Origin of the sequence: Yersinia alsatica (assembly GCF_902170305.1) — a bacterium.
In the GTDB taxonomy this organism is placed as follows: Bacteria; Pseudomonadota; Gammaproteobacteria; order Enterobacterales; family Enterobacteriaceae; genus Yersinia; species Yersinia alsatica.
Map to the genome: position 1 here is coordinate 423860 of NZ_CABHWW010000026.1, position 25186 is coordinate 449045.

A 25186-nucleotide genomic window follows, 5' to 3' on the forward strand; every position below is an offset into this window, starting at 1 on the left:
TGTACGTCTCTACCAAGGCGGGTAAATCAATAGTTATATTGATGATGGTGGAACAGTTATCTATGCAGGATCGCAATTTCGATGATATTGCCGAGAAGTTTTCCCGCAATATCTACGGCACGACGAAAGGCATGATTCGTCAGGCGGTGGTTTGGCAAGATATCACCGGGCTATTAGCGCAGCTACCGCAACGCCCGCTACGGATTTTAGATGCTGGTGGTGGTGAAGGGCACATGGCTTGCCAACTGGCAGCATTAGGTCATCAGGTTCTATTATGTGACCTGTCTGCTGAGATGATCCAGCGTGCTAAAGTTGCGGCTGAAGAAAAAGGTGTGAGCCACAACATGCAATTTGTACAAAGTGCGGCGCAGGACATCACCCAACATTTAGAACAGCCAGTTGATCTGATATTGTTCCATGCGGTTTTAGAATGGATTGCAGAGCCTCAACAAGTTCTGCAAATACTTTTTAATGCGCTAAAACCCGGTGGCGCGCTTTCATTGATGTTTTTCAATGCCAATGGGTTGGTGATGCGTAATGCGGTATTGGGTAACTTTCAGTTGGCAATACCGGGTGTCAAAAGGCGCCGACAGCGCTCGCTGTCACCGCAATATCCTTTAGACCCACCGACGGTATATGGTTGGCTTGAGCAAATGGGATTAACCATTAGCGGTAAGACGGGAGTGCGGGTGTTTCACGATTACATGAAAAATAAACAGCAACAAGTCGATGAGTTTGCTGAATTATTGGCGTTGGAACAGCGCTATTGCCGGCAGGAGCCCTTTATCAGCTTGGGGCGCTACGTGCATGTCATGGCGTTTAAGCCGAATCTGAAGGACCCATTATGAGTGAATTTTCCCAGACAGTACCCGAACTGGTCGCCTGGGCGCGAAAAAATGATTTTTCGATTACTCTGCCAACGGAGCGTCTGGCCTTTCTTATGGCTATTGCTACCTTAAACGGTGAGCGGCTGGACGGCGAAATGAGCGAAGGGGAGTTGGTTGATGCATTTCGTCACGTCAGTAAAGGTTTTGAACAGACCACCGAAACCGTGGCAGTGCGCGCTAATAATGCCATCAATGACATGGTGCGCCAGCGTTTACTGAACCGCTTTACCAGTGAAATGGCCGACGGTAATGCTATTTACCGCCTGACTCCATTGGGTATTGGTATTACAGATTATTATATCCGCCAGCGCGAGTTCTCGACTCTGCGCTTGTCGATGCAGTTGTCGATTGTGGCGCAAGAGCTGCAACGTGCAGCCGAAGCGGCAGAAGAGGACGGTGATGAATTCCACTGGCACCGAAATGTGTTTGCCCCGCTCAAATATTCAGTAGCTGAAATCTTTGACAGTATTGATATGACGCAGCGCTTGATGGATGAACAGCAGCATAGCGTGAAGGAAGACATCGCCGCATTGCTGAATCAAGACTGGCGTGCCGCCATTGCCAGCTGCGAAATGTTGCTGTCAGAAACCTCCGGTACACTGCGAGAATTACAAGATACGCTGGAAGCGGCGGGTGATAAGCTTCAGGCGAATTTATTGCGAATTCAGGAAGCCACCATCGGCAATGCTGGTCTGGAGCTGGTTGATAAGCTGGTCTTTGATCTGCAAAGCAAACTTGACCGCATTATCAGTTGGGGTCAGCAGGCCATTGACCTGTGGATTGGTTATGACCGCCATGTACACAAGTTTATCCGTACTGCGATTGATATGGATAAAAACCGGGTATTCGCCCAGCGTTTGCGCCAATCAGTGCAAAATTATTTTGATAGCCCTTGGGCTCTTACCTACGCCAACGCCGATCGCTTGCTGGATATGCGCGATGAAGAGTTGGCATTGCGTAGTGAAGAGGTTACCGGGGAGCTGCCACCGGATCTGGAATTTGAAGAGTTTAATGAGATCCGTGAGCAGCTAGCTGCCATGATTGAGCAGGCATTGCTGGTTTATCAGCAGCAGAAACTGCCACTTAATCTGGGGGAAGTGATGCGCGATTACCTCGCGCAATATCCGCGTGCTCGTCATTTCGACGTGGCTCGTATCCTGGTCGACCAGGCAGTTCGCCTTGGTGTGGCCGAAGCCGATTTCTCAGGGTTACCAGCTGAATGGTTGGCAATCAATGATTACGGAGCCAAGGTGCAGGCACATGTCATCAACAAATATTGAAGTAGTAATGCCGGTTAAACTGGCTCAGGCATTGGCCAACTCACTGTTTCCGGCACTCGATAGCCAGCTGCGCGCTGGCCGTCATATCGGTATTGATGAGCTGGATAATCATGCCTTCCTGATGGATTTTCAGGAATATTTAGAAGAGTTTTATACCCGTTATAACGTGGAATTAATCCGTGCACCGGAAGGTTTCTTCTATTTACGCCCGCGTTCTACCACCCTTATCCCGCGTTCAGTGTTATCTGAGCTGGATATGATGGTTGGCAAAATTCTCTGTTATCTCTATCTCAGCCCAGAGCGCTTGGCCCATGAAGGCATTTTTGCGCAGCATGAGCTGTATGAAGAGCTGCTGAGTCTGGCCGATGAGAGCAAATTGCTGAAATTCGTTAATCAGCGCTCGACCGGTTCAGATTTAGATAAACAGAAATTGCAGGAAAAAGTACGAACGTCACTCAACCGGCTACGTCGCTTGGGAATGATCTACTTTATGGGCAATGACAGTAGCAAATTCCGTATCACTGAGGCGGTGTTCCGCTTTGGTGCCGATGTGCGTAGTGGCGATGATCCACGCGAAGCCCAGTTACGCATGATCCGTGATGGTGAAGCCATGGCGGTAGAGAATAGTCTGTCACTCCATGATGAAAGCGAAGAAACCGATATCACCATGGGTAATGCAACGGACAGTGCAGAGGATGAACAGGAATGATTGAACGCGGTAAGTTTCGCTCACTGACCTTGGTTAACTGGAATGGTTTCTTTGCCCGGACATTCGATCTTGATGAGCTGGTCACCACATTATCCGGTGGCAATGGTTCAGGGAAATCCACCACCATGGCGGCTTTCGTTACCGCACTGATCCCCGACCTGACGCTGCTGCATTTTCGTAACACCACCGAAGCTGGGGCGACCAGTGGTTCCCGTGATAAAGGTTTGCACGGTAAATTGCGCGCCGGGGTGTGTTATTCCACCTTAGATGTGGTCAACTCTCGCCATCAGCGAGTGGTGGTTGGGGTCCGTCTGCAACAAGTTGCCGGGCGTGACCGCAAAGTGGATATCAAGCCTTTTACTATCCAAGGATTGCCAACCGCCATTCAACCGACCGAAATTCTCACTGAAGTGGTCGGTGAACGTCAGGCGCGGGTGTTGTCATTGCAAGAGTTGAAAGAGCGCGTCGAAGCAATGGAGGGGGTGCAGTTTAAACAATTTAACTCCATCACTGATTACCACGCCTTGATGTTCGATTTGGGAGTGATTCCGAAGCGTTTGCGCTCTTCGGCCGACCGCAGCAAATTCTATCGTTTGATTGAAGCCTCTCTGTACGGTGGTATCTCCAGCGCCATTACCCGTTCCCTGCGCGACTATTTATTGCCAGAAAACAGCGGGGTACGAAAAGCCTTCCAGGATATGGAGTCGGCGTTGCGTGAAAACCGCATGACTTTGGAGGCGATTCGCGTTACTCAGTCTGACCGCGACCTATTTAAGCATCTGATCTCAGAAGCGACTTCATATGTTGCTGCTGACTATATGCGCCATGCCAATGAGCGGCGTATTCACCTTGATGGCGCGTTAGTATTGCGCCGCGATTTGCTGGCGAGCCGCAAGCAACTGGTGACCGAGCAGTATCGGCATGTTGAAATGTCGCGCGAATTGGCAGAGCAAAGTGGGGCAGAATCTGATCTCGAGACTGACTACCAAGCGGCCAGCGACCATCTGAGTTTGGTGCAGACAGCCATGCGTCAGCAGGAAAAAATCGAGCGCTATCAGAGTGATCTGGAAGAGCTGACTTACCGGCTGGAAGAGCAAAACGAAGTTGTTGCCGAGTCAAGCGAGCAGCAAGCTGATAATGAAGCGCGAGCTGAAGCCGCAGAGCTGGAAGTGGACGAACTGAAAAGTCAGTTGGCCGATTATCAGCAAGCGCTGGATGTGCAGCAGACGCGAGCTATTCAATATCAACAAGCATTACAGGCTCTGGAACGTGCGCGTGCCTTGTGCCAGTTACCAGAATTAACAGCTGATAATGCTGACGAGTGGCTGGAAACTTTCCAGGCCAAAGAGCAAGAAGCCACCGAGTCTTTATTGCAGCTTGAACAAAAACTGAGTGTTGCCGATGCGGCGCACAGCCAATTTGAGCAAGCTTATCAGCTGGTGGTGGCGATTGCCGGTCAAGTCAGCCGCAGTGAAGCTTGGCAGACCGCGCGTGAATTATTACGTGACTGGCCGTCTCAGCAACATTTGGCTGAGCGCGTTCAGCCCTTGCGCATGCGTTTGTCCGAATTGGAACAGCGCTTGCGTGCCCAGCAAGATGCCGAGCGTTTATTACAGGAGTTCTGCAAACGTCAGGGGCAGGAGTATCAGCCGGAAGAGCTGGAAGAGTTGCAGCGCGAGCTGGAATCGCAGGTTGAAGAGCTGTCTCTCAGTGTCAGTGATGCCGGGGAGCGGCGCATGGAAATGCGTCAGGAACTGGAGCAACTGAAGCAGAAAATTCAGCAACTGACTGCGCGAGCTCCGGTTTGGCTGGCGGCACAAGATGCACTGAGCCAACTCAGTGAGCAAAGTGGCGAAGCACTGGAAGATAGCCGTCAGGTTACTGAGCACATGCAGCAGTTGCTGGAGCGTGAGCGCGAAACCACGGTCGAGCGCGATGAAGTGGCAGCGACTAAACGCGCCATTGATGCCCAAATCGAGCGGCTGAGCCAGCCTAGTGGTGCTGAAGATGCGCGGATGATTGCGCTGGCTGAACGTTTTGGCGGCGTGCTGTTATCCGAGATTTATGACGATGTAACCATCGACGATGCGCCATATTTCTCTGCATTATATGGCCCATCGCGCCACGGTATCGTGGTGCCAGACTTGTCATTGGTGCGTGACCAATTGCAGGGGCTGGAAGATTGTCCGGAAGATCTCTATCTCATCGAGGGGGACCCGCAGTCATTTGATGACAGCGTATTTGCCGTCGAAGAGCATGAAAAAGCGGTAGTGGTGAAAATTGCCGATCGCCAATGGCGTTATTCTCGCTACCCGGAAGTGCCACTGTTTGGCCGTGCCGCCCGTGAAAACCGGCTGGAATCACTGTATCAAGAGCGCGATAGCTTGGCAGAACGCTATGCGACGTTGTCTTTTGATGTGCAAAAAACGCAGCGCCTGCATCAAGCATTCAGCCGCTTTATCGGCTCTCATCTGGCTGTGGCATTTGATTCTGATCCCGAAGCTGAAATTCGCCTGCTGAATACTCGCCGTGGTGAAATTGAGCGCGCCCTGAGTGCACATGAAGATCAAAATCAGCAACAGCGTCAGCAATTTGAACAGGCCAAAGAGGGTATTTCAGCCCTTAATCGCCTGATTCCGCTGGTTTCATTGTTACTTGATGATACGTTGACTGACCGGGTAGAAGAGATAACTGAGGAGCTGGCAGAAGCACAGGAAGCCGCACGTCATATACAAAAACACGGCGCTTCACTGACCAAACTCGAGCCGCTGTTAGCGGTGCTGCAAAGTGATCCACAACAGCACGAACAGCTGCAAGAAAACTACCTACTGGCACAAAACAGCCAGCGTCAGGCGAAGCAGCAAGCTTTCGCATTGACTGAAGTGGTGCAGCGCCGTGCACACTTTAGCTATACCGACTCAGCAGGCATGCTGACTGAAAATTCAGACCTCAACGATAAGTTGCGCCAGCGCTTAGAGCAGGCCGAAGCCGAGCGTACCCGCGCCCGCGAACAGCTGCGTCAGTATCAGGCCCAATTTACGCAATACAATCAGGTGCTGGCATCATTAAAAAGTTCTTATGATGCCAAACGTGACATGCTCAAAGAGTTGAGTCAGGAGCTGGTGGATATTGGTGTTCAGGCAGATCCTGATGCTGAAGCCCGCGCCCGTACTCGCCGTGATGAACTGCATGCCGCATTGAGTGCCAATCGCTCACGCCGTAATCAGTTAGAAAAGCAGCTGACTTTCTGCGAAGCCGAAATGGACAGCTTGCAGAAGAAACTGCGCAAGCTGGAGCGGGATTATCATCAGATTCGCGAGCAAGTGGTTAATGCTAAAGCGGGCTGGTGTGCAGTGATGCGCATGGTGAAGGATAATGGTGTTGAGCGCCGCTTACATCGTCGGGAACTGGCCTATATGGATGGCGACGAACTGCGTTCAATGTCGGATAAGGCGCTCGGGGCGCTGCGTTTGGCGGTAGCCGATAATGAACATCTGCGTGATGTGCTGCGGTTATCAGAAGATCCAAAGCGACCTGAACGCAAAATTCAGTTCTATATTGCGGTGTACCAGCATCTGCGTGAACGTATTCGTCAGGATATTATCCGTACTGATGACCCAGTGGAAGCCATTGAACAAATGGAGATTGAGCTGGGCCGTCTGACCGAAGAACTGACGGCCCGTGAACAGAAACTGGCGATCAGTTCAAAAAGCGTGTCGAATATCATCCGCAAAACCATTCAGCGCGAACAGAATCGTATTCGGATGCTGAATCAGGGTCTGCAAGCGGTGTCATTCGGTCAGGTGAAGAGTGTGCGGCTGAATGTGAATGTGCGTGAAGCCCATGCAACCTTGCTTGATGTGCTATCTGAGCAGCAAGAGCAGCATCAGGACCTGTTCAACAGTAATCGCCTGACCTTCTCTGAAGCACTGGCAAAACTCTATCAGCGCCTGAACCCACAAATGGATATGGGGCAGCGTTTGCCGCAAACCATTGGTGAAGAGTTACTGGATTATCGTAACTATCTGGAACTGGAAGTTGAGGTTTACCGCGGTGCGGATGGTTGGTTACGGGCAGAGAGTGGGGCATTATCAACCGGTGAGGCTATCGGTACCGGGATGTCTATTCTGGTGATGGTTGTTCAGAGTTGGGAAGAAGAATCTCGTCGTTTACGTGGCAAAGATATTTCGCCATGCCGTTTACTGTTCTTGGATGAGGCCGCGCGTCTGGATGCAAAATCCATCGCGACATTATTCGAACTGTGCGAGCGACTAGAAATGCAGTTAATTATTGCTGCACCAGAAAATATTAGTCCAGAAAAAGGGACAACCTATAAACTGGTACGAAAAGTCTTCCAAAATCATGAACATGTACATGTGGTTGGTTTGCGCGGTTTTGCGAATGAAATTCCAACACTGCCCTCAAAACCTGTTGAACAGCAGCAACCCGGTTAATTATCGTTCAGCAAAAAGGTGAATAATAATTAATTCCATTTAATGGCCGCCTAGCGGCCATTTTTATTTTTTGCTACAGCTGAGGGTTATATTTTATAACCAGAGAAAATCTGTTAGCGTAACGTAAATGGCTAAATTTTTAATATTGGCCGCCCAGTAGGATTTCTGTTTGTATAATAATGTTAATACCCAAAGATAGTGGTATTGCAGTTGATGAACAAACAATGCTGAGCGGGTTCCCGTCAGTCATTCGGGTGAGAAAGCCGCTAGCATGCTGCGACTTCAGGGAAGAAAGGTAACGACAGACTATGACGTATTTAGACAAGCATACCGGGGGCATAGAATGTCGGTAGAGAGAAAAAATCCGCAACGCGTATTCGCGTTATACTGCGCTTTAATTTGTAGCCTGATGCCGGTATTTACAGCATCAGCCACCGCGCCAGTCATGCCTGTAGATTCATCTTCAGCACTTTCCACGTCGTCAAAAAGTATGACGGTCGCACAAAGCCGCTCTCAGTTATTGGCGACGTTACCGAAAAACGTCACGCCATTCTATGCTTCGGAGTTAGCGCTGCTTTATGCCGCTAATCAAATGCAGCCCATGTGGCAGGATAGAACGGCTGTTCAGCATTTTCAGCAGCAATTGGCTGAAGTGGCACTCTCCGGTATTCAACCACAATTTATGCAGTGGGTGAAATGGCTGAGTGATCCTGAAATTACTGGCATGGCCCGCGATGTTATTTTGTCTGATGCCATGTTGGGGTATTTGCACTTTATCTCAGGTGTTGGCGCGAATGGCAGTGTCTGGCTCTATAGTAATGTGCCGTACAAGATGGCCATGCCGCCGGCCACGATTTTAAATCGCTGGCAGCAGGCCGTACACGAAGGGACCACTGCGCCTTATCTGGCCTCACTGGCTCCTCAGCATCCGCAATATGAAAAAATGCATCAGGCGCTGAAACAACTGTTGGCTGACCGCCGTCCATGGCCGCAAATGGCCAATGGCCCGAGTTTACGCCCAGGCCAACTCAGTGACGATATTCCCGCCCTGCGGGAGATTCTCGACAGAACCGGCATGCTGCATCCGGTGGCTGCGGTTCCCGCGAAAGATACCGAAGTTATCCCCGTGGATAACCCGGCAGCCGCGGTTGTTAATGATGACCTCTCGGTTGATGAAGAGAAAAGCCGTGCCCAGGCCCACAGCTTGGTGGTAAGCCCATCGGCGGCACCGGTCGCGGATGTCCCGGTTACTGAAGGGGGGGTTGCGCCATCATCAGCACCACTGACGGCGACTGCCGCAGTGACTGATAATGTTTACACTCCAGAGCTGATGGAGGCCGTCAAACGTTTTCAACAGTGGCACGGGCTGAGTGATGATGGGGTTATCGGGGTTCGGACTCGCGAATGGCTGAATGTTTCGCCACAGATGCGGGCAACATTATTAGCATTGAATATTCAGCGATTACGTATTTTGCCGGGCCGGGTAGATAACGGCATTATGGTTAATATACCGAACTATTCGCTGAATTATTATAAGAATGGTACCGAGGTGCTCTCATCGAGAGTGATTGTTGGCCGTCCAAGCCGCAAAACACCACTCATGAGCAGCGCGTTGAATAATGTGGTGGTGAACCCGCCATGGAACGTGCCGACATCCCTGATACGTCAGGATATCGTGCCGAAAGCGCGTTATGATTCCAGCTATTTCCAGCGCCACGGCTATACCGTATTGTCCGGCTGGAGTAACGATGCTGAAGTCGTCGATCCTTCGATGATCAACTGGAACATGATTTCGCCGAATAATTTCCCCTATCGCCTACGTCAGGAACCTGGCGCCAGTAATTCCTTGGGGCGCTTCAAGTTTAATATGCCAAGCTCGGATGCTATTTATTTGCATGATACGCCGAACCATGGCTTGTTCCAGAAAGATATCCGGGCACTCAGTTCAGGTTGTGTTCGAGTGAATAAAGCCTCTGATTTAGCCAATATGCTGTTGCAGGATGCGGGTTGGAATGATGCGCGAGTGTCCTCGACCTTAAAGCAGGGAAATACCACTTACGTCAACATTCGCCAACGTATCCCGGTACAACTGTATTACCTGACGGCATGGGTTGCCGACGATGGCAAACCACAGTTTAGAACAGATATTTACAATTATGATATGACGGTGAGATCAGGTTCACAAATCTCCCAACAGGCTGAACTTTTGCTGCAATAAATGCAGTAAAACTCAATAACTAATGGTCTCAATATCGGGTTGTCTTGTGGGCACTCATTTATGGGTGCCCAGCCCCTAAATCTAAACGCACAGTGAATGCGTACCGAATGCGGGTTGACTGGTTTTCCGTAGGCGGTTATGGTTCGGGACGGCACATTTTATAGTGCTTACTTTTGACATTCTTGCCGGGTATTAACAGAGATCATGGATAAAATTGATAATTATCGCCGTAAATGGCTAACGTTAGGCGGGGCAGCGTTGGGTATATCGCTGCTTCCGGGGCAAGCATTCGCTACCCTTTCTACTCCTCGCCCACGTATCTTGACCCTGAATAATTTGAATACAGGTGAGTCGATAAAAGCCGAATTCTTTGATGGTCGAAGCTATAACAAAGACGAACTTTCCCGCTTAAATCATCTATTTCGCGATTATCGGGCCAATAAAGTTAAAACTATCGATCCACGCCTCTTTGACCAACTTTACCGTCTGCAAGGCCTTCTCGGTACCACTAAACCGGTACAGCTTATTTCAGGTTATCGCTCACTTGATACCAATAATGAACTGCGTGAACGTAGCCGGGGTGTGGCTAAACATAGCTTCCATACCCAAGGGCGGGCGATGGATTTCCATATAGAAGGCATTCAATTGAGTAATATCCGCAAAGCGGCATTAAAAATGCGCGCAGGTGGTGTAGGATATTACCCTCGCAGTAATTTTGTGCATATTGATACTGGGCCAGCACGAACCTGGTAACACGCATTTTTTGCCAATGCTTCGCAGCTACTGAGTTGGCATTGGGGTTGGAGCTTTATGAAATATCAAATTATTCCGGTGACGGCTTTTAGCCAAAACTGCACACTAATCTGGTGTGAAGCGACAGGGCAGGCCGCACTAGTGGACCCAGGTGGTGAAGCCGCCAAAATTATGGCTGAAGTGGCACGTCAAGGCGTTAAAGTGAGCCAGATTTTACTGACTCACGGTCACCTTGACCATGTAGGTGCTGCCGCAGAATTAGCTGCACATTTTCAGGTGCCTATTTATGGCCCAGAAAAAGAAGACGCTTTTTGGTTAGAAGGATTGCCGGCCCAGAGTAAAATGTTTGGGCTCAGCGAATGTGAGGCTTTTACACCGACTCGCTGGTTAGAAGAGGGTGACAAAGTCACTGTTGGCGAAGTGGAGTTATCCGTCTTACATTGCCCAGGTCATACTCCGGGGCACATTGTTTTTATTGAGCAACAGGATCGTTTGGCGCTCGTGGGTGACGTTATTTTTAATGGTGGTGTTGGGCGTAGCGATTTTCCACGCGGCGATCATCAGCAATTAATTAATTCTATCCGAACCAAATTATTACCCTTGGGTGACGATATGACGTTTATTCCAGGCCATGGCCCTATGTCGACGCTAGGTCATGAGCGGCAGACTAATCCATTTATACGAGAAGAACCTGCAATCTGGTGATGCATCAAGTTTACTGTCATAAACTCTATGCATAATTCAAGTATTGATCACAATGAAGGCACCTGACGGTGCCTTTTTTACGTTATATTTAATATGAGTGATTAAAGTCTTTTGTGAACAAATAATCAGCTATTTATTGGTATTATAGACATAATGGTGATGGCTATTAAGTCAGCATGTTTTTTACGATATTGATAAGGCGCAGCAAAACAAAAAAGATCTCACTGGTATTAATCCGGCATCGTTCTTTGTTGCCATTTTGAGTTCGTAAAATGACGAACACCTTTCAATGGAATCTACTATGCCATTTCGTCGTTTCAGACTGAATAAGTTACTGTCCCGGCTCGGCTTTGCTTGCATGGTTTTATTACTATTTCTGTTGTTAGGTGCAGTAGTGATTTATGCACAAACCAAGGCCAATATGCATCAGGATGCTGAGGCTAAGTTATTGCAAGCCAGAGCTCGCTTTGATCAAATATTTAATAACTTGCAGCATGCTGCTATTCAGGTAGAAACCGGATTAGGGAAACCTTGTGTGCAAGTTGTACAGAATCTGCGGGATCAAGTGGTAATGATCCCGGATGTTCGCTCAGTCAGTTTAGCAAAAGACTCCACGATCTATTGTTCATCAATATATGGCCCACTCGCGACCCCTTTTGATTTAGACGTGTTTGTTAATGGGCAATTAGAATTAATGCCGGGCAATGATGTAACACCGGATCGCGCTCTGATGGTTTACCGGCTGGAACGCGGTGATTACAGTATTTTGGTTGCCGTCGATGGCTACTACTTACGCAGTATTCTGAATCTCTTGAGCAGCAATGTTGAGCTGCAACTGAGAGTGGGGAATACATGGATGGATGCGGCAGGAATAGTCCATTCAGGTCGCCCGCCAAATGGAGACGAGCCTTTATATTTGGCATCTGAGAAATATGCGTATTCATTAAGTACCACTCTTTCCCATCAGCAATATTTAGATTATGCCTGGCAATATTCGCGAGGCAGCTTAATTTTCTTCATCCTAATGAGTGTCGGGTCTGCCACACTGGTTTTTTGGTTATCGGGTAGGGCGGCATCACCAACCTTAGTATTAAAACATGCATTAGAAAATAATGAATTTATTCCTTATATGCAGCCCATTGTATCCGGTAAGGATCAATGCTGGGTTGGCTGCGAAGTATTAATGCGCTGGCAGCATCCTGGGCATGGTCTAATTCAACCTAATCAATTTATTCCGTTGGCTGAAGACAGTGAACTTATCGTGCCGATGACGCGCTCTATTATGAGACAAGTGAGTGAAAAATTTGCACCTTATGTCAATCAATTGCCTGAAGGTTTCCACTTTGGTTTTAATATTAGCGCCAATCATTGCCGTGATTTGAGTCTGGTAGATGACTGCCGTAGTTTTATTGAGGCCTTTGGCGGCAATAAGATCAATATTACGCTAGAGCTAACCGAGCGAAAGTTGATTGTCGCCGATGAGACTACAGATAGGTTATTTGCAGAGCTTCATGCTCTGGGGGTATTTATTGCTATCGATGACTTTGGTACGGGGCATTCAAGTTTGACTTATTTGCAGAAGTTTAAAGTCGACTTTATTAAAATTGACCAAAGTTTTGTCGGCATGATTGGTTCAGATGCATTGTCGAGCCACATTGTGGGGAATGTTATCGATCTGGCGACACGACTGGGGCTGCAAACTATAGCCGAAGGCGTCGAGAATGATACCCAAATGCGTTATTTACAAGCACACAAGGTTGATTATCTACAGGGCTATATGTACGGGCGACCAATGCCAATGAACGAGTTTGCCAAATATATGTTCCATTAAGACTCTTTTAGCTTTATGTATAAAACAAAAGGGTGCCAAGGCACCCTTTTACCGTGAGTCATTACCACTTAATCAGAGCACGGCAACGATGGCTTCACACAGTGGTGCCATATTGTCTGGTGTCATGCCGGCAACGTTAACACGGCCAGAGTTTACGGCGTAAACAGCAAACTCATTGCGCAGACGCAGAACTTGTTCTTTAGTCAGACCGCTGAACGAGAACATGCCGTTCTGGTTAATGATAAAGCTAAAATCTTGCTGAGCGCCTTTTTCCTGCAAGGTATTCACAAACAACTGACGCATACGATGAATGCGTTGGCGCATGTCAGTCAGTTCTTGTTCCCAAATTGCGCGTAGCGCAGGGGTGCTGAGTATGGTCGCAACCACAGAAGCACCATGAGCAGGAGGGTTAGAGTAGTTGGCACGGATAACAGCTTTAACCTGACTGAAAGCAATATCGGCTATTTCACTGCTTGCGGCAACAACAGTACAAGCACCAACGCGCTCATTATACAGGCCGAAGTTTTTGGAGTAAGAACTACAAACAATCAGTTCTTGATGCTTCGCGGCAAAAATACGCAAACCTTGGGCATCTTCTTCCAAACCTTTGGCAAAACCTTGATAAGCGAAGTCAAACAGCGGCAGCCAACCTTTGGCTACAGACAGCTCAGCTAATTGGCTCCACTGGGCTTCTGTTGGATCGATACCTGTTGGGTTATGGCAGCAGCCATGGAATAGCACGACATCGCCCGCTTGGGCTTCTGACAGGCTACTTAATAGGCCATCGAAGTCCAGCGCATGGTTTGCAGCGTCATAATAGGCATATTCAACAACTTCTAATCCAGCAGCAGCGAAGATGTTTTTATGGTTTGGCCAGCTTGGATTGCTGACCCAGACACGTTTGGCGCTGGTTTGGTGGGCAATAAAGTCAGCGGCGATACGTAATCCACCAGTACCACCAGGCGTTTGAGCAGTACGCGCGCGCTTATCAGTAATGATCGCGCTATTGGTACCGAACAGCAGTTCCTGAGTACAACTGGCGAAAACGGGCAGGCCATCAATGCCCAGATAGTTTTTGGTAACTTCATTTTCCAGCAAATACTGCTCAGCTTTTTTTACGCTGGTCAGCACCGGCGTCTTCCCGGTTTCGTCTTTGTAGACACCGATCCCCAGGTTGATTTTATTAGGGCGGTCATCCGCGCGGAAAATATCGGTCAGGCCCAGAATTGGGTCCGCAGGTGCAGCAGTGATTTTTTCAAACATGTCAGAGGCTTCCATGGCTTAGCGTTAAGCAAACAGAACCATCAGGGTAGCGCCAGTTGCGGTCTTTGCCAACCGTTTGCGAGAAAAAGAAATGAATGTTGTGAGGCGGGGGGATTCAGGGTGAAAAATCGGCAGAATAGGTCAATCAGCAGCGTAATATCCCTAGATTGACTAAGGGGAAAACAAAAAGACAGAGCCGAGGCCCTGTCTTTTTTTCAACTTACGTCAGCAGATAAATTGCGTGATTAAGTTTAACTTAGAACTGGTAAACCAAGCCAACACCAACAACGTCGTCTGTGTTCAGACCGTTAGCACGGGTAAAGTCGTTTTCGTCCAGCAAGTTGATTTTGTAATCAACATAGGTAGACATGTTTTTGTTGAAGTAGTAGTAAGAACCAACAGAAACATATTTCAACAGGTCTTGGTTATCGCCATTCGTGTTAAGATCTTTCCCTTTAGACTGAACGTAGCCTAAAGATGGACGCAGACCGAAGTCGAATTGGTACTGTGCAGTGATTTCAATATCACGAGTCTTGTTAGCGATGGTGTTGCTAGAGTCGCCGTATGGAGTCAGGTTTTGAGTTTCTGCGTACATTACAGCCAGGTATACGTTGTTTGCGTCGTATTTAGCACCAACGTTCCATGCCTGAGCTTTTTCGCCTTCAGCGGTGCTGAATGCTTTCTGTTCGTTAGTACGGTTTGCAGTAGAGAAACCAGCACCGAAGTTCACGCCGTAACCGATATCATAAGTTGAAGAGATACCGAAGCCGTCGCCATTCTGGTCTTTCAGGTTAGCACCAGTGTAAACACCAGTTACTGGGTCAATAGAACCAGCGCGGTCATTCTGGTTTTTGCCTTGGTATTGCAGAGCAAAGTTCAGACCGTCAACCAGACCGAAGAAGTTGGTGTTACGGTAAGTAGCCAGGCCAGTAGAACGACCAGTCATGTAGTTGTCAGAGTTGGAGATTGAATCACCACCGAACACTGGCAGCATGTCAGTCCATGCGTTGACGTCATAGATTACGCCGTAGTTACGGCCGTAGTCGAATGAACCGAACTCAGCAAATTTCAGACCAGCAAAGCCCAGACGGGTTTTGTTGCCTTTGTCGCCTTGAGATTCAGCGTGGTTAGCCTGAACGTTGTATTCCCACTGGCCGTAACCGGTCAGTTGGTCGGTAATTTGGGTTTCACCTTTGAAGCCAAAACGAACATAAGATTCGTCGCCGTCTTGGCCAGCGTTGTCAGAGAACTGGTGACGCGCGTCAACTTTACCGTACAGGTCAAGTTTGTTGCCGTCTTTGTTGTAGATTTCTGCTGCATTAGCTGCGCCAGCTACTAACAATGCTGGGATTACTACTGCAAGAATATTGCGCTTCATCATTATTATTACCCTCATTGGTTTTATTCGGACACCTGCCACTGCCGCCAATAATTTTTTTGGAACTATTGTTGAGAGTTTGGTGTCGTCTGTGTCTGAACGCAGTGTTCCATTCACCGGCCCTATAATCCACACCGAAAATGCTACCAATTACCTGAATATGTTTCATTGGGAAACTATGTGTTACTAAATGTAAATATCAGGGAACTTTGTGACTTAGATCGAACTTTAAAAAATGACAAAAGCCAGCTGAGCTGGCTTTTTTTTATACAAAAATACAAATTTTTTCTAAATGATAAACTTAGAAGCTGGCATTTCTCGGTGTGCGAGGGAATGGAATAACATCGCGAACGTTTTGAACTCCTGTTACATAGGAGATTAAACGCTCAAATCCAAGGCCAAAACCTGAATGTGGCACTGTGCCATAGCGACGAAGGTCACGATACCACCAATAATCTTCTTTATTGAGGCCCATTTCTGCCAGACGTGCATCCAGCACATCTAAACGTTCTTCACGCTGTGAGCCACCGATGATTTCGCCGATACCCGGGGCAAGGACATCCATCGCGGCTACGGTTTTACCATCTTCATTCATCCGCATATAGAAAGCTTTGATATCTTTCGGGTAGTTTTTAACCACTAGCGGCGCTTTAAAGTGTTTCTCAGCTAAATAGCGCTCATGCTCAGAAGACAAATCAATACCCCAAGACACATCATTTTCAAATTTCTGGCCCGATGCCAGCAAGATTTCAATGGCGTCGGTATAGTCAACCTGAGCAAAGTCAGAAGTCACAAAACGCTGTAAGCGATCTACAGCATCTTTATCTACGCGCTCGGCAAAGAATTTCATGTCATCAGCACGTTCGTTCAGTACTGCCTGGAAAACGTATTTCAACATTTTCTCAGCCAAACCGGCGACATCATCTAAGGAAGCAAAAGCCACTTCAGGCTCTACCATCCAGAATTCAGCCAAATGACGGCTGGTATTGGAGTTCTCTGCCCGGAAAGTTGGGCCGAAAGTGTAAACTTTGGATAACGCACAAGCGTAGGTTTCACCATTCAACTGACCGGATACTGTCAGGAAAGCTTCTTTACCGAAAAAGTCTTCGCTGAAATCGACAGCACCGGTATCTGTGCGTGGCAAATTTTCCAGATCCAATGTGGATACACGGAACATTTCGCCAGCACCTTCGGTATCTGAGGCGGTGATTAGTGGGGTAGAAACCCAGAAATAGCCATTCTCATCGAAGAAACGGTGAATAGCTTGCGCCAAGGTATGGCGAACGCGAGCAACCGCGCCGATTAAGTTAGTCCGTGGACGCAAGTGCGCGACCTCACGGAGATACTCGATGCTGTGACGTTTTGCTGCCATTGGGTAGGTATCGGGATCATCGACCCAACCGACGACTTTAATAGCCGTGGCCTGAATTTCAAAACTTTGGCCTTCACCCGGTGATGCAACTACCGTTCCGGTGACTTCTACAGAACAGCCGGTAGTCAGATGCAGCACTTCATCCTGATAATTCGGCAAAGTATTATTCGCGACGGCCTGTAACGGGTCAAAGCAGGAACCGTCATAAACGGCAACGAAGGAGATACCCGCTTTAGAATCTCTCCGGGTACGCACCCAACCGCGTACGGTGACTTCACTGTCAACCGCAGCACGGCCTTGCAGTACGTCGACTACAGGCACTACGCTCATAGATTTCTCTCTTTAATAAATAGTTTTATAGAAATAGTTAATAACCCAACAAAATGGGGATATTGCTATGTTACTTGTGGCAGTGCAGGACACAAGTAGAAATCACCAAATCGGTGCAACATTTCTAGGGTTAGCTTAAATAAAGACGGCATAAATCGGGATAGAGTTTAATAGAGGCAATGATGAGGAGACAAAAGGTGTCGGTGATATGAATAGCCGGGCAGAATGAGCCCAGCTATTTATAAACCCATGAGCAATATGCTAACTGGCTTTCTTAACCAGCGGCAGAGCGAATGCTTCACGTAATTCATCAACAAAAGCCGGGTCGTGGCAAATAGTTTTACCAGGGCTATCAGAAAGCTTAGCGACGGGTTTATCGTTACATTCGACCAGCTTAATAACAATATTAAGTGGTTTGACACCGGGAATATCGCAGGTTAGGCGGGTACCAATACCAAACACCAATTTAATCCGCTGATAGAAATGGCGATATAGCGACAGCGCTTTTTCCAAGTCTAAATTATCAGAGAACACCAGCGTCTTGCTCATAGGGTCAATACCCAGTTTTTCATAATGAGCGATAGCTTTTTCACCCCATTCGACCGGATCACCCGAGTCATGGCGCAATCCCTGATAGCGCTTAGCGAATGTCTCGTCAAAATCGCGCAGGAAAGCATCCATGGTAATGCAGTCGGTTAATGCGACCCCAAGTTGATCGGGATATTCATCTAGCCAAACTTGCAGCGCCACGCGTTGGCTGTTGGCCAGAACCGGGCTTATCTGCTGGTGAGCCTGGAACCATTCATGGGCCTGAGTGCCAACCGGCGTTAAAGATAACTCGCGCGCTAAATCATAATTACTGGTGCCGACCAGATAGGGGAACTCGTCTTTTAAGCTGCTAACAATGGCATGTTGTATCTCGCGTGAGAAACGACGGCGTGTACCAAAGTCCATTAATTTGAAGTGAGTAATATCGATATCAGCACTCAGCGCTTTAAATTGCTGAAGTTTACTACGCAATTGCTTGACGGCTTGAGCGGCGGTGACATGTACAGAACGACGGTGATGTACGATTTCACTGATTACTGCCAGTAATGGCACTTCCCATAGAATCGTTTCACACCACAGCCCGGTAATGCGAATATCTAATTTCCCTTCCTTATTTAATACGCTGACTTGCTCGGGATTAAAACGAAAATCCCGCAGCCAATTCAGATAGTCATCCTGAAAGAAGGGTAAACTTGAAAGATAGATAAACTCATCATCGGTCAATGCCAATTGGCTCATCAATGTTATTTGATGGCGGATTTCGTCAGCATATTCGCCCAACAGCTCATCACCACGGCAGCGAAACTCCGCAGCAACGGTAATATGGCGATAACGATGGAACACTGCTTGTTGCATATGGAGCTTATAAGCATCCGTATCAAGCAATGAAGTCAAAATCGGTGAGGCGTCTTGGGTCATGGCGCTATACAGCATCCTCGTAGGAGCATTTTCCACAGTCGGCATAATCTAAAAGTTGCAGGAGTATACCGGTATTATCCTGTTATTGAAGCCTCATCACACCATAAATGCTAATCAGAGGTCTAGGATTAAACGTGCCATTATCAGCGAAGTCGCTCTTTTCTTAAATGTGTCATGAGATAAAAGCTAACTTTTTAGGTATTTAGATGTTCAGAGAGGAATATTATCTTAAAAAATATAGGGTTATTAACTTGAGTAGAATATCGACAAAGCGTAAGTTTTTATGTCTACGATGGGGAAATGCATCTTGCACATTTCCCGGTCATCATATTTGCATTTCTTAACAATTATTTAATTTTAGTCAAAACGAGGCAAAATTTTAATAAGAGGTAACTAAAGGAGGGCTAGCTGGCTTGGTGTTCTTTTATAGATTTGCTGGCTATTTTTAGGCCAGACAAAGACGTGGGGTTGTGGTGGTGATTAAGTGAGTATCTGCTTATCTGGGTTTAATTTTATTAATGTGCAGGCTGCTTTTTGTTCGATACAGAATTTGCCGCAATAGCATAGGTTCTCAACTGGGATTTTTTTGCAATTGTGATACATTGAAAAGCTATCTGAGTCTGGGGTCAAAGCCACTGGCAGCCTTGTTTTTAACCCAAAATTATTGGTTTTCACTCAAACATTATTGTTTTTAATCTAATGTTTTTGAGCCCCAACAACCATAATTGCAGACCTGGTAATCATATTCACTGATGACGTCAAAAGGGTTTCTATGACACAACAGCCGCAAGCTAAATACCGTCACGATTATAAATCGCCGGATTACACTATCACCGATATCAGTCTGGACTTCGCGCTAGATGCACAAAAAACGACGGTAACGGCGGTCAGTAAAGTAAAACGTCAGGGAACAGATGGCGCACCGCTGATTTTAAATGGTGAAGATCTCACATTAATGAGTCTCAGTGTTGATGGGCAAGCCTGGCCACATTATCAGCTACAGGATAACGTGCTGGTCATCGAACAACTGCCGGCGAATTTCACACTGACAATTGTTAATGATATTCATCCTGCAACCAACAGTGCGCTTGAAGGGTTATATCTTTCCGGCGAAGCATTGTGTACCCAGTGTGAAGCCGAAGGTTTTCGTCATATTACCTATTATTTAGACCGCCCTGATGTGCTGGCGCGTTTTACTACGCGGATTGTTGCCGATAAAACGCTTTATCCTTATTTACTCTCCAACGGTAATCCGGTGGGGAAAGGCACTTTAGACGATGGTCGCCATTGGGTTAAATGGGAAGACCCATTCCCAAAACCTTGCTACCTATTTGCTTTGGTCGCCGGTGATTTTGATGTTTTACGCGATAAATTCATTACTCGTTCTGGTCGAGAAGTTGCGCTGGAGTTGTTTGTTGACCGTGGCAATTTGGATCGTGCTGATTGGGCGATGACCTCGTTGAAGAATTCCATGAAATGGGATGAGACCCGTTTTGGTCTGGAATATGACCTAGACATTTATATGATTGTTGCGGTTGATTTCTTCAATATGGGCGCCATGGAAAATAAAGGGTTGAATGTATTTAACTCAAAATATGTTCTGGCAAAAGCAGAAACAGCGACAGATAAAGACTATCTGAATATTGAAGCGGTTATTGGCCATGAATATTTCCATAACTGGACTGGTAACCGCGTGACGTGTCGCGATTGGTTCCAGTTAAGTTTGAAAGAGGGGCTAACAGTATTCCGTGATCAGGAATTCAGCTCTGATTTAGGGTCGCGTTCGGTTAATCGCATTGAAAATGTGCGTGTCATGCGCGCGGCACAGTTTGCAGAAGATGCCAGCCCAATGGCTCATGCTATTCGGCCCGATAAAGTTATCGAGATGAACAACTTCTATACCTTGACGGTGTACGAGAAAGGTTCAGAAGTTATCCGCATGATGCATACATTACTGGGTGAACAGCAATTCCAGGCGGGTATGCAACTCTATTTTGAGCGCCACGATGGCAGCGCCGCAACCTGTGATGATTTTGTCCAGGCCATGGAAGATGCATCAAATGTCGATTTATCTTTATTCCGCCGCTGGTATAGCCAATCGGGTACGCCAATCCTGACGGTACGTGATGATTATGATGCGGAAAAACAGCAATATCATCTGCATGTGAGTCAGAAAACATTACCAACCCCCGACCAGCCGGAAAAACTGCCATTACATATCCCATTGGATATTGAGTTATATGACAGCAAAGGCAATGTTATTCCGTTACAGAGAAATGGCTTGCCAGTTCATCACGTCCTGAATGTGACAGAAGCGGAACAGACTTTTACCTTTGATAATGTTGAACATACGCCGATCCCCTCTCTGCTGCGTGAGTTCTCCGCACCGGTTAAACTGGATTACACCTACAGTGACCAGCAACTGACTTTCCTGATGCAGCATGCGCGCAATGAATTCTCTCGTTGGGATGCAGCACAGAGCTTGTTGGCAACGTATATCAAGCTTAATGTTGCTAAATACCAGCAGAAACAGCCGTTGAGTTTACCTAATCACGTGGCCGATGCTTTCCGTGCAATATTGCTTGATGAAAATCTTGATCCTGCTTTAGCTGCACAGATTCTGACATTGCCATCAGAAAATGAAATTGCTGAGCTGTTTACCACTATTGATCCGCAGGCGATCAGTGCGGTGCATGAGGCGATTACCCGTTGCCTGGCCCAAGAGTTGTCCGATGAACTGTTGGCTGTCTATGTGGCGAATATCACTCCAGTCTATCGTATTGAGCACAGTGATATAGCCAAGCGTGCCTTGCGTAATACCTGCTTGAATTATCTGGCGTTTGGTGATGCCGAGTTTGCTAATAAACTGGTCTCTTCGCAATATCATCAAGCCGATAATATGACTGACTCGCTGGCCGCATTAGCCGCATCAGTGGCGGCACAACTGCCATGCCGGGACGAGTTACTGGCCGCCTTTGATGTGCGCTGGAACCATGACGGTCTGGTGATGGATAAATGGTTTGCTCTGCAAGCAACCAGCCCGGCGGTGGATGTTTTGGCGCAAGTTCGCGGGTTGCTTAAGCATCCGGCGTTTAGTTTGAGTAATCCAAACCGTACTCGCTCATTGATTGGTAGTTTTGCTTCCGGCAACCCAGCGGCCTTCCATGCCACTGATGGCAGCGGTTATCAATTCCTGGTGGAAATCCTCAGTGACTTGAATACCCGTAACCCACAGGTTGCTGCTCGTTTGATTGAGCCACTGATTCGTTTGAAACGCTATGATTCAGGGCGTCAAGCTCTGATGCGTCAGGCATTGGAACAGTTGAAAATGCTGGAAAACTTATCAGGTGACCTGTACGAGAAAATCACCAAGGCATTAGCGGCATAAGCTGTTTTTGCATAATGAATAGAGGGCAGTTGTGCCCTCTATTCATGACTGACCCACTCTGCAATACCACTATTCTTTCCATGGCTTTACTTCGCAAACGTTTACTTTCCTGAAAGATGAATTTACCATTCCCGCATCAACGGCTTGTCATCGCTCGCTCAGGAGATTACATGTACTATCCTCTCGTCAAAAAAGCACTCTTTCAGCTTGATCCAGAACGTGCCCATGAGTTTACTTTCCGCCAGCTAAAACGAATTACCGGCACACCGCTTGAGTTTTTGGTACGTCAGTCGGTGCCAACTAAACCGGTAAGTTGTATGGGATTGTCATTCAAAAATCCACTCGGCTTGGCTGCGGGTCTGGATAAAGACGGTGAGTGTATTGATGCTCTGGGGGCAATGGGGTTTGGTTTTATCGAAGTAGGGACTGTGACACCACGGCCGCAGTCAGGTAATGATAAACCCAGACTCTTTAGGATCGTTGAAGCCGAAGGTTTGATCAACCGCATGGGATTTAATAATCACGGCGTTGATAACTTAATTGAAAACGTTAAGAAATCACATTTTGGCGGTATTCTCGGTATTAATATCGGCAAGAATAAAGATACTCCCGTAGAACAAGGTAAAGACGATTACTTGATTTGTATGGATAAAATTTATCCTTACGCTGGATATATTGCGATTAATATCTCTTCACCAAATACACCGGGATTACGAACTTTACAGTATGGCGAAGCATTAGACGATCTGTTAGCTGCAATTAAAAATAAACAAACTGAATTACACCAGCGCCACCATAAGTATGTTCCTGTGGCAGTAAAGATCGCGCCAGATCTTACTGAAGAGGAATTGATCCAAATAGCTGACAGTTTGGTTCGCCATAATATAGATGGTGTTATTGCCACTAATACAACTTTAGATCGTTCCCTCATTCAGGGATTAAATTATTGCGAACAAGCCGGTGGTTTAAGTGGCCGACCATTACAATTACGCAGTACTGAAGTGATTCGTCGTTTATCGCAAGAGCTACAAGGGCGTCTGCCTATTATCGGTGTGGGTGGAATTGACTCAGTAACCGCTGCTCGTGAAAAAATGGCCGCGGGTGCTTCATTGATTCAAATTTATTCCGGATTTATCTTCCGTGGACCAGGTTTGATTAAGAATATCGTTACTCATATCTAATTATTTATCTTCTTTACTTGCCTGGGGGTTTATTTATTCCCCCAGCTCGTCTATATTTTGTTCCTATAGATTAAATATACATCAAAAACCTTATTTGAATTTAGTCTCATTTGGCGGGTGAAAATCTTGCTCATTGAGTCAATGATGTTGGCGGCAATAGTGGGAAGGATAAAATATGCGGATTAAACCAGACGATAAATGGCGTTGGTATTTTGATACCGAACATGATCGACTCATGTTGGATTTAGCTAATGGTATGATATTTCGCTCGCGTTTCCCGTCAAAAATGTTAACCCCTGATGCTTTTGCTGATTCCGCATTTTGTGTTGATGATGCCGCGCTTTATTTTGAATTTGAAGATCAGTGCCGCCAAATTAAAATGGGCCATGAGCAACGTTCAGAATTGATATTAAATGCTTTGGTTGCATTTCGTTTTCTAAAACCTTTAATGCCTAAAAGCTGGTATTTTGCGCAACAGCCAAAAGCTTGGTTGCCACAGAATGCTGAACTGGCGACAGTAAAAGTATTGGATAGCGGTGAAGATATTAGTTTATTGGTGGTTGAATCAGGCGACTCTGCCAGCTTATGTTTATTGGCACAATCTCAGGTGGTATTAGCAGGGCGTCAGTTAGTATTGGGTGACGCAATAAAGATAATGAATGATCGTTTGTTACCGCTGGTGATTGAACAGACGTACACCGCGCCAGCCTACGACCGGGCGATGTAATATCCATTATCTTTCAAGCTACAGCTGTGGTGGCTACCTTACTGACGTAAGTTAGTCGGGATTCTCTTATTTACCGCTGAGAGTAATATCCCCTTTAGGGATACAACTGCAACAAAGAATCGTCCCGTCATTACCGATAGCACTCTGTTTTAAAGGTGCGACATCGCCATTGATTAATGTAATTCGACAACTGCCACATATCCCTGCCCGACAAGAGTAAGGTATACGAATATTTTGTTGCTCCAATTGCTCTAATAATACCTGCTGATTATTACCATTAAAGCGGATGCCATTATATTCAATAGACAGCGTTTTGGATTGATCTTGCGGCGCGGCTAAGCTTTCAACCACGGCACCAGCGCTATAGGGGCGTGGCGGTTTGGTTGACAGAATTTCGACTTCATCCCCAACCCGAATAATCCCGCTATTTCTGGCCACCATATTTTGGCCAAAGTCGATATCACCATTTTCAGCGGTTCGGAATGTCTGTAGTGTCTGTAAAGGTTCACCTGTAGGATGTTTACGTCCACGTTCAACGCTGACTGTGGTTAATACACAGCGGCTGCATGGTTTGACCAAATCAAAGGTAATATCCCCCACTCGGATAACCTGCCAACTGTCTTCAGCAAAGGCATTGGCCCCCGTCACCACTAAATTGGGGCGGAACTGTTCCAGCTTAATACTGCCGGGGCAGCGCTGCTGTAATTCTTTAAATGATGCTTCATTAATGAGTAAATAAGGGAAGCCATCAGCAAAGGAGAGTGGAATTTCCGGCATCGGTTTTACCCGGCGGGTTAATTCTGCTCCGAGCCAGCGCAATTGCACTTCACGCTGAAAATAGTCACTGAGCCAGTTGTTGATAGCGGGTGGGGCAATTAACGCGGTAAAATGGTTGCCCCAAACTTCAGTGGGTTCCCCATTGGCTAAAAAATCATTAAAGCGGATACTGGCGCTCTCGCCATCGGGGGCAGTAAGGTACAGACCGTCTGGCATTAATGCCGGGGTAAACATGACCATCTTCGGATATTGGCGCGCAGTAATAAAAGTGCCATCCGGTTCGGTAATCATAAATACGCGGTCAAAGGCCAGTCCGCTGCTGCTAACTTGAGCATGAGAAAGCTGCAAGCCGCGCATGGATTTCACCGGATGAACGTAAAGTCGGGAGAGGGTAATCACCATTGCCTCCGTGCGAGTATTAAATTAGAGGGAGCAACTTTATGACAAGCTGCTGGGATTAGCTATA

Annotated in this window: 16 protein-coding genes; 11 read left to right on the top strand and 5 right to left on the bottom strand. The window is 47.1% G+C overall.

Going from position 1 to position 25186, the window contains the following annotated elements; translation table 11 throughout:
• Positions 1 to 62 precede the first annotated feature (62 nt).
• The 8 genes from cmoM (at position 63) to FTA96_RS16070 (ending at position 12837) form a co-directional block, all read left to right on the top strand.
• The gene (gene cmoM, locus FTA96_RS16035) at positions 63 to 848 is read left to right on the top strand and encodes a tRNA uridine 5-oxyacetic acid(34) methyltransferase CmoM (RefSeq protein WP_032911336.1); all 786 of its coding nucleotides are present in this window, start codon (positions 63 to 65) and stop codon (positions 846 to 848) included.
• Positions 845 to 2167, top strand: a complete 1323-nt coding sequence (gene mukF / locus FTA96_RS16040; protein WP_050106317.1) for a chromosome partition protein MukF — start codon at positions 845 to 847, stop codon at positions 2165 to 2167. The genes cmoM and mukF overlap by 4 nt, the downstream gene beginning before the upstream one ends.
• Positions 2148 to 2876 carry a chromosome partition protein MukE gene (gene mukE / locus FTA96_RS16045; RefSeq protein WP_050147284.1) on the top strand — a complete coding sequence of 243 codons (729 nt, stop codon included), beginning with the start codon at positions 2148 to 2150 and terminating at the stop codon, positions 2874 to 2876. The genes mukF and mukE overlap by 20 nt, the downstream gene beginning before the upstream one ends.
• On the top strand, positions 2873 to 7330 hold the full coding sequence (mukB, locus tag FTA96_RS16050; RefSeq protein ID WP_050106319.1) for a chromosome partition protein MukB: 4458 nt from the start codon (positions 2873 to 2875) through the stop codon (positions 7328 to 7330). The genes mukE and mukB overlap by 4 nt, the downstream gene beginning before the upstream one ends.
• Positions 7331 to 7673: 343 nt before the next feature.
• Positions 7674 to 9548, top strand: a complete 1875-nt coding sequence (gene ldtD / locus FTA96_RS16055) for a L,D-transpeptidase (RefSeq protein WP_087817161.1) — start codon at positions 7674 to 7676, stop codon at positions 9546 to 9548.
• Positions 9549 to 9752: 204 nt separating this feature from the next.
• Entirely contained in the window at positions 9753 to 10301 is a 549-nt protein-coding gene (locus FTA96_RS16060; RefSeq protein WP_050106321.1) for a YcbK family protein, read from the top strand.
• A 57-nt stretch (positions 10302 to 10358) separates the two neighbouring features.
• Entirely contained in the window at positions 10359 to 11006 is a 648-nt protein-coding gene (locus tag FTA96_RS16065) for an MBL fold metallo-hydrolase (RefSeq protein WP_145574304.1), read from the top strand.
• Between the two features lie 301 nt (positions 11007 to 11307).
• Positions 11308 to 12837 (top strand): EAL domain-containing protein, encoded by a 1530-nt coding sequence (locus FTA96_RS16070; protein WP_145574306.1) that lies wholly within the window; start codon positions 11308 to 11310, stop codon positions 12835 to 12837.
• Positions 12838 to 12909: 72 nt separating this feature from the next.
• Here the strand turns inward: FTA96_RS16070 and FTA96_RS16075 are convergent, their stop codons facing one another.
• The 4 genes from FTA96_RS16075 to pncB all read right to left on the bottom strand — a co-directional run bounded on the left by FTA96_RS16075 (position 12910) and on the right by pncB (position 18647).
• On the bottom strand, positions 12910 to 14100 hold the full coding sequence (locus FTA96_RS16075) for an amino acid aminotransferase (protein WP_050121007.1): 1191 nt from the start codon (positions 14098 to 14100) through the stop codon (positions 12910 to 12912).
• 256 nt (positions 14101 to 14356) lie between these two features.
• Positions 14357 to 15478, bottom strand: a complete 1122-nt coding sequence (ompF, locus tag FTA96_RS16080) for a porin OmpF (protein ID WP_179210442.1) — start codon at positions 15476 to 15478, stop codon at positions 14357 to 14359.
• A 301-nt stretch (positions 15479 to 15779) separates the two neighbouring features.
• A complete protein-coding gene (gene asnS / locus FTA96_RS16085) occupies positions 15780 to 17180 on the bottom strand; it encodes an asparagine--tRNA ligase (RefSeq protein ID WP_145574307.1) in 1401 nt (466 codons plus the stop codon).
• 261 nt (positions 17181 to 17441) lie between these two features.
• Positions 17442 to 18647, bottom strand: a complete 1206-nt coding sequence (pncB, locus tag FTA96_RS16090; RefSeq protein WP_050147314.1) for a nicotinate phosphoribosyltransferase — start codon at positions 18645 to 18647, stop codon at positions 17442 to 17444.
• 772 nt (positions 18648 to 19419) lie between these two features.
• Here pncB and pepN point away from each other — a divergent pair.
• The 3 genes from pepN to FTA96_RS16105 all read left to right on the top strand — a co-directional run bounded on the left by pepN (position 19420) and on the right by FTA96_RS16105 (position 23943).
• Entirely contained in the window at positions 19420 to 22035 is a 2616-nt protein-coding gene (gene pepN / locus FTA96_RS16095) for an aminopeptidase N (RefSeq protein WP_145505828.1), read from the top strand.
• Between the two features lie 170 nt (positions 22036 to 22205).
• Positions 22206 to 23216 carry a quinone-dependent dihydroorotate dehydrogenase gene (gene pyrD / locus FTA96_RS16100; RefSeq protein ID WP_050106328.1) on the top strand — a complete coding sequence of 337 codons (1011 nt, stop codon included), beginning with the start codon at positions 22206 to 22208 and terminating at the stop codon, positions 23214 to 23216.
• 175 nt (positions 23217 to 23391) lie between these two features.
• Entirely contained in the window at positions 23392 to 23943 is a 552-nt protein-coding gene (locus tag FTA96_RS16105) for a cell division protein ZapC (protein ID WP_004709973.1), read from the top strand.
• 66 nt (positions 23944 to 24009) lie between these two features.
• On the opposite strand, the gene FTA96_RS16110 is transcribed toward FTA96_RS16105, so the two are convergent.
• Positions 24010 to 25122: a YcbX family protein gene (locus FTA96_RS16110; protein WP_074007847.1), complete on the bottom strand. Its 1113-nt coding sequence runs from the start codon at positions 25120 to 25122 to the stop codon at positions 24010 to 24012.
• Positions 25123 to 25186 lie beyond the last annotated feature (64 nt).

Excerpts from the sequence above, each read along its gene's own strand:
- mukF (WP_050106317.1), top strand. The coding sequence starts at position 845 with ATGAGTGAATTTTCCCAGACAGTACCCGAACTGGTCGCCTGGGCGCGA.
- pyrD (WP_050106328.1), top strand. The coding sequence starts at position 22,206 with ATGTACTATCCTCTCGTCAAAAAAGCACTCTTTCAGCTTGATCCAGAA.
- pepN (WP_145505828.1), top strand. The coding sequence starts at position 19,420 with ATGACACAACAGCCGCAAGCTAAATACCGTCACGATTATAAATCGCCG.
- pncB (WP_050147314.1), bottom strand. The coding sequence starts at position 18,647 with ATGACCCAAGACGCCTCACCGATTTTGACTTCATTGCTTGATACGGAT.
- asnS (WP_145574307.1), bottom strand. The coding sequence starts at position 17,180 with ATGAGCGTAGTGCCTGTAGTCGACGTACTGCAAGGCCGTGCTGCGGTT.
- mukE (WP_050147284.1), top strand. The coding sequence starts at position 2,148 with ATGTCATCAACAAATATTGAAGTAGTAATGCCGGTTAAACTGGCTCAG.
- FTA96_RS16065 (WP_145574304.1), top strand. The coding sequence starts at position 10,359 with ATGAAATATCAAATTATTCCGGTGACGGCTTTTAGCCAAAACTGCACA.
- FTA96_RS16075 (WP_050121007.1), bottom strand. The coding sequence starts at position 14,100 with ATGTTTGAAAAAATCACTGCTGCACCTGCGGACCCAATTCTGGGCCTG.
- FTA96_RS16110 (WP_074007847.1), bottom strand. The coding sequence starts at position 25,122 with ATGGTGATTACCCTCTCCCGACTTTACGTTCATCCGGTGAAATCCATG.
- ldtD (WP_087817161.1), top strand. The coding sequence starts at position 7,674 with ATGTCGGTAGAGAGAAAAAATCCGCAACGCGTATTCGCGTTATACTGC.
- FTA96_RS16070 (WP_145574306.1), top strand. The coding sequence starts at position 11,308 with ATGCCATTTCGTCGTTTCAGACTGAATAAGTTACTGTCCCGGCTCGGC.
- mukB (WP_050106319.1), top strand. The coding sequence starts at position 2,873 with ATGATTGAACGCGGTAAGTTTCGCTCACTGACCTTGGTTAACTGGAAT.
- ompF (WP_179210442.1), bottom strand. The coding sequence starts at position 15,478 with ATGAAGCGCAATATTCTTGCAGTAGTAATCCCAGCATTGTTAGTAGCT.
- FTA96_RS16105 (WP_004709973.1), top strand. The coding sequence starts at position 23,392 with ATGCGGATTAAACCAGACGATAAATGGCGTTGGTATTTTGATACCGAA.
- FTA96_RS16060 (WP_050106321.1), top strand. The coding sequence starts at position 9,753 with ATGGATAAAATTGATAATTATCGCCGTAAATGGCTAACGTTAGGCGGG.
- cmoM (WP_032911336.1), top strand. The coding sequence starts at position 63 with ATGCAGGATCGCAATTTCGATGATATTGCCGAGAAGTTTTCCCGCAAT.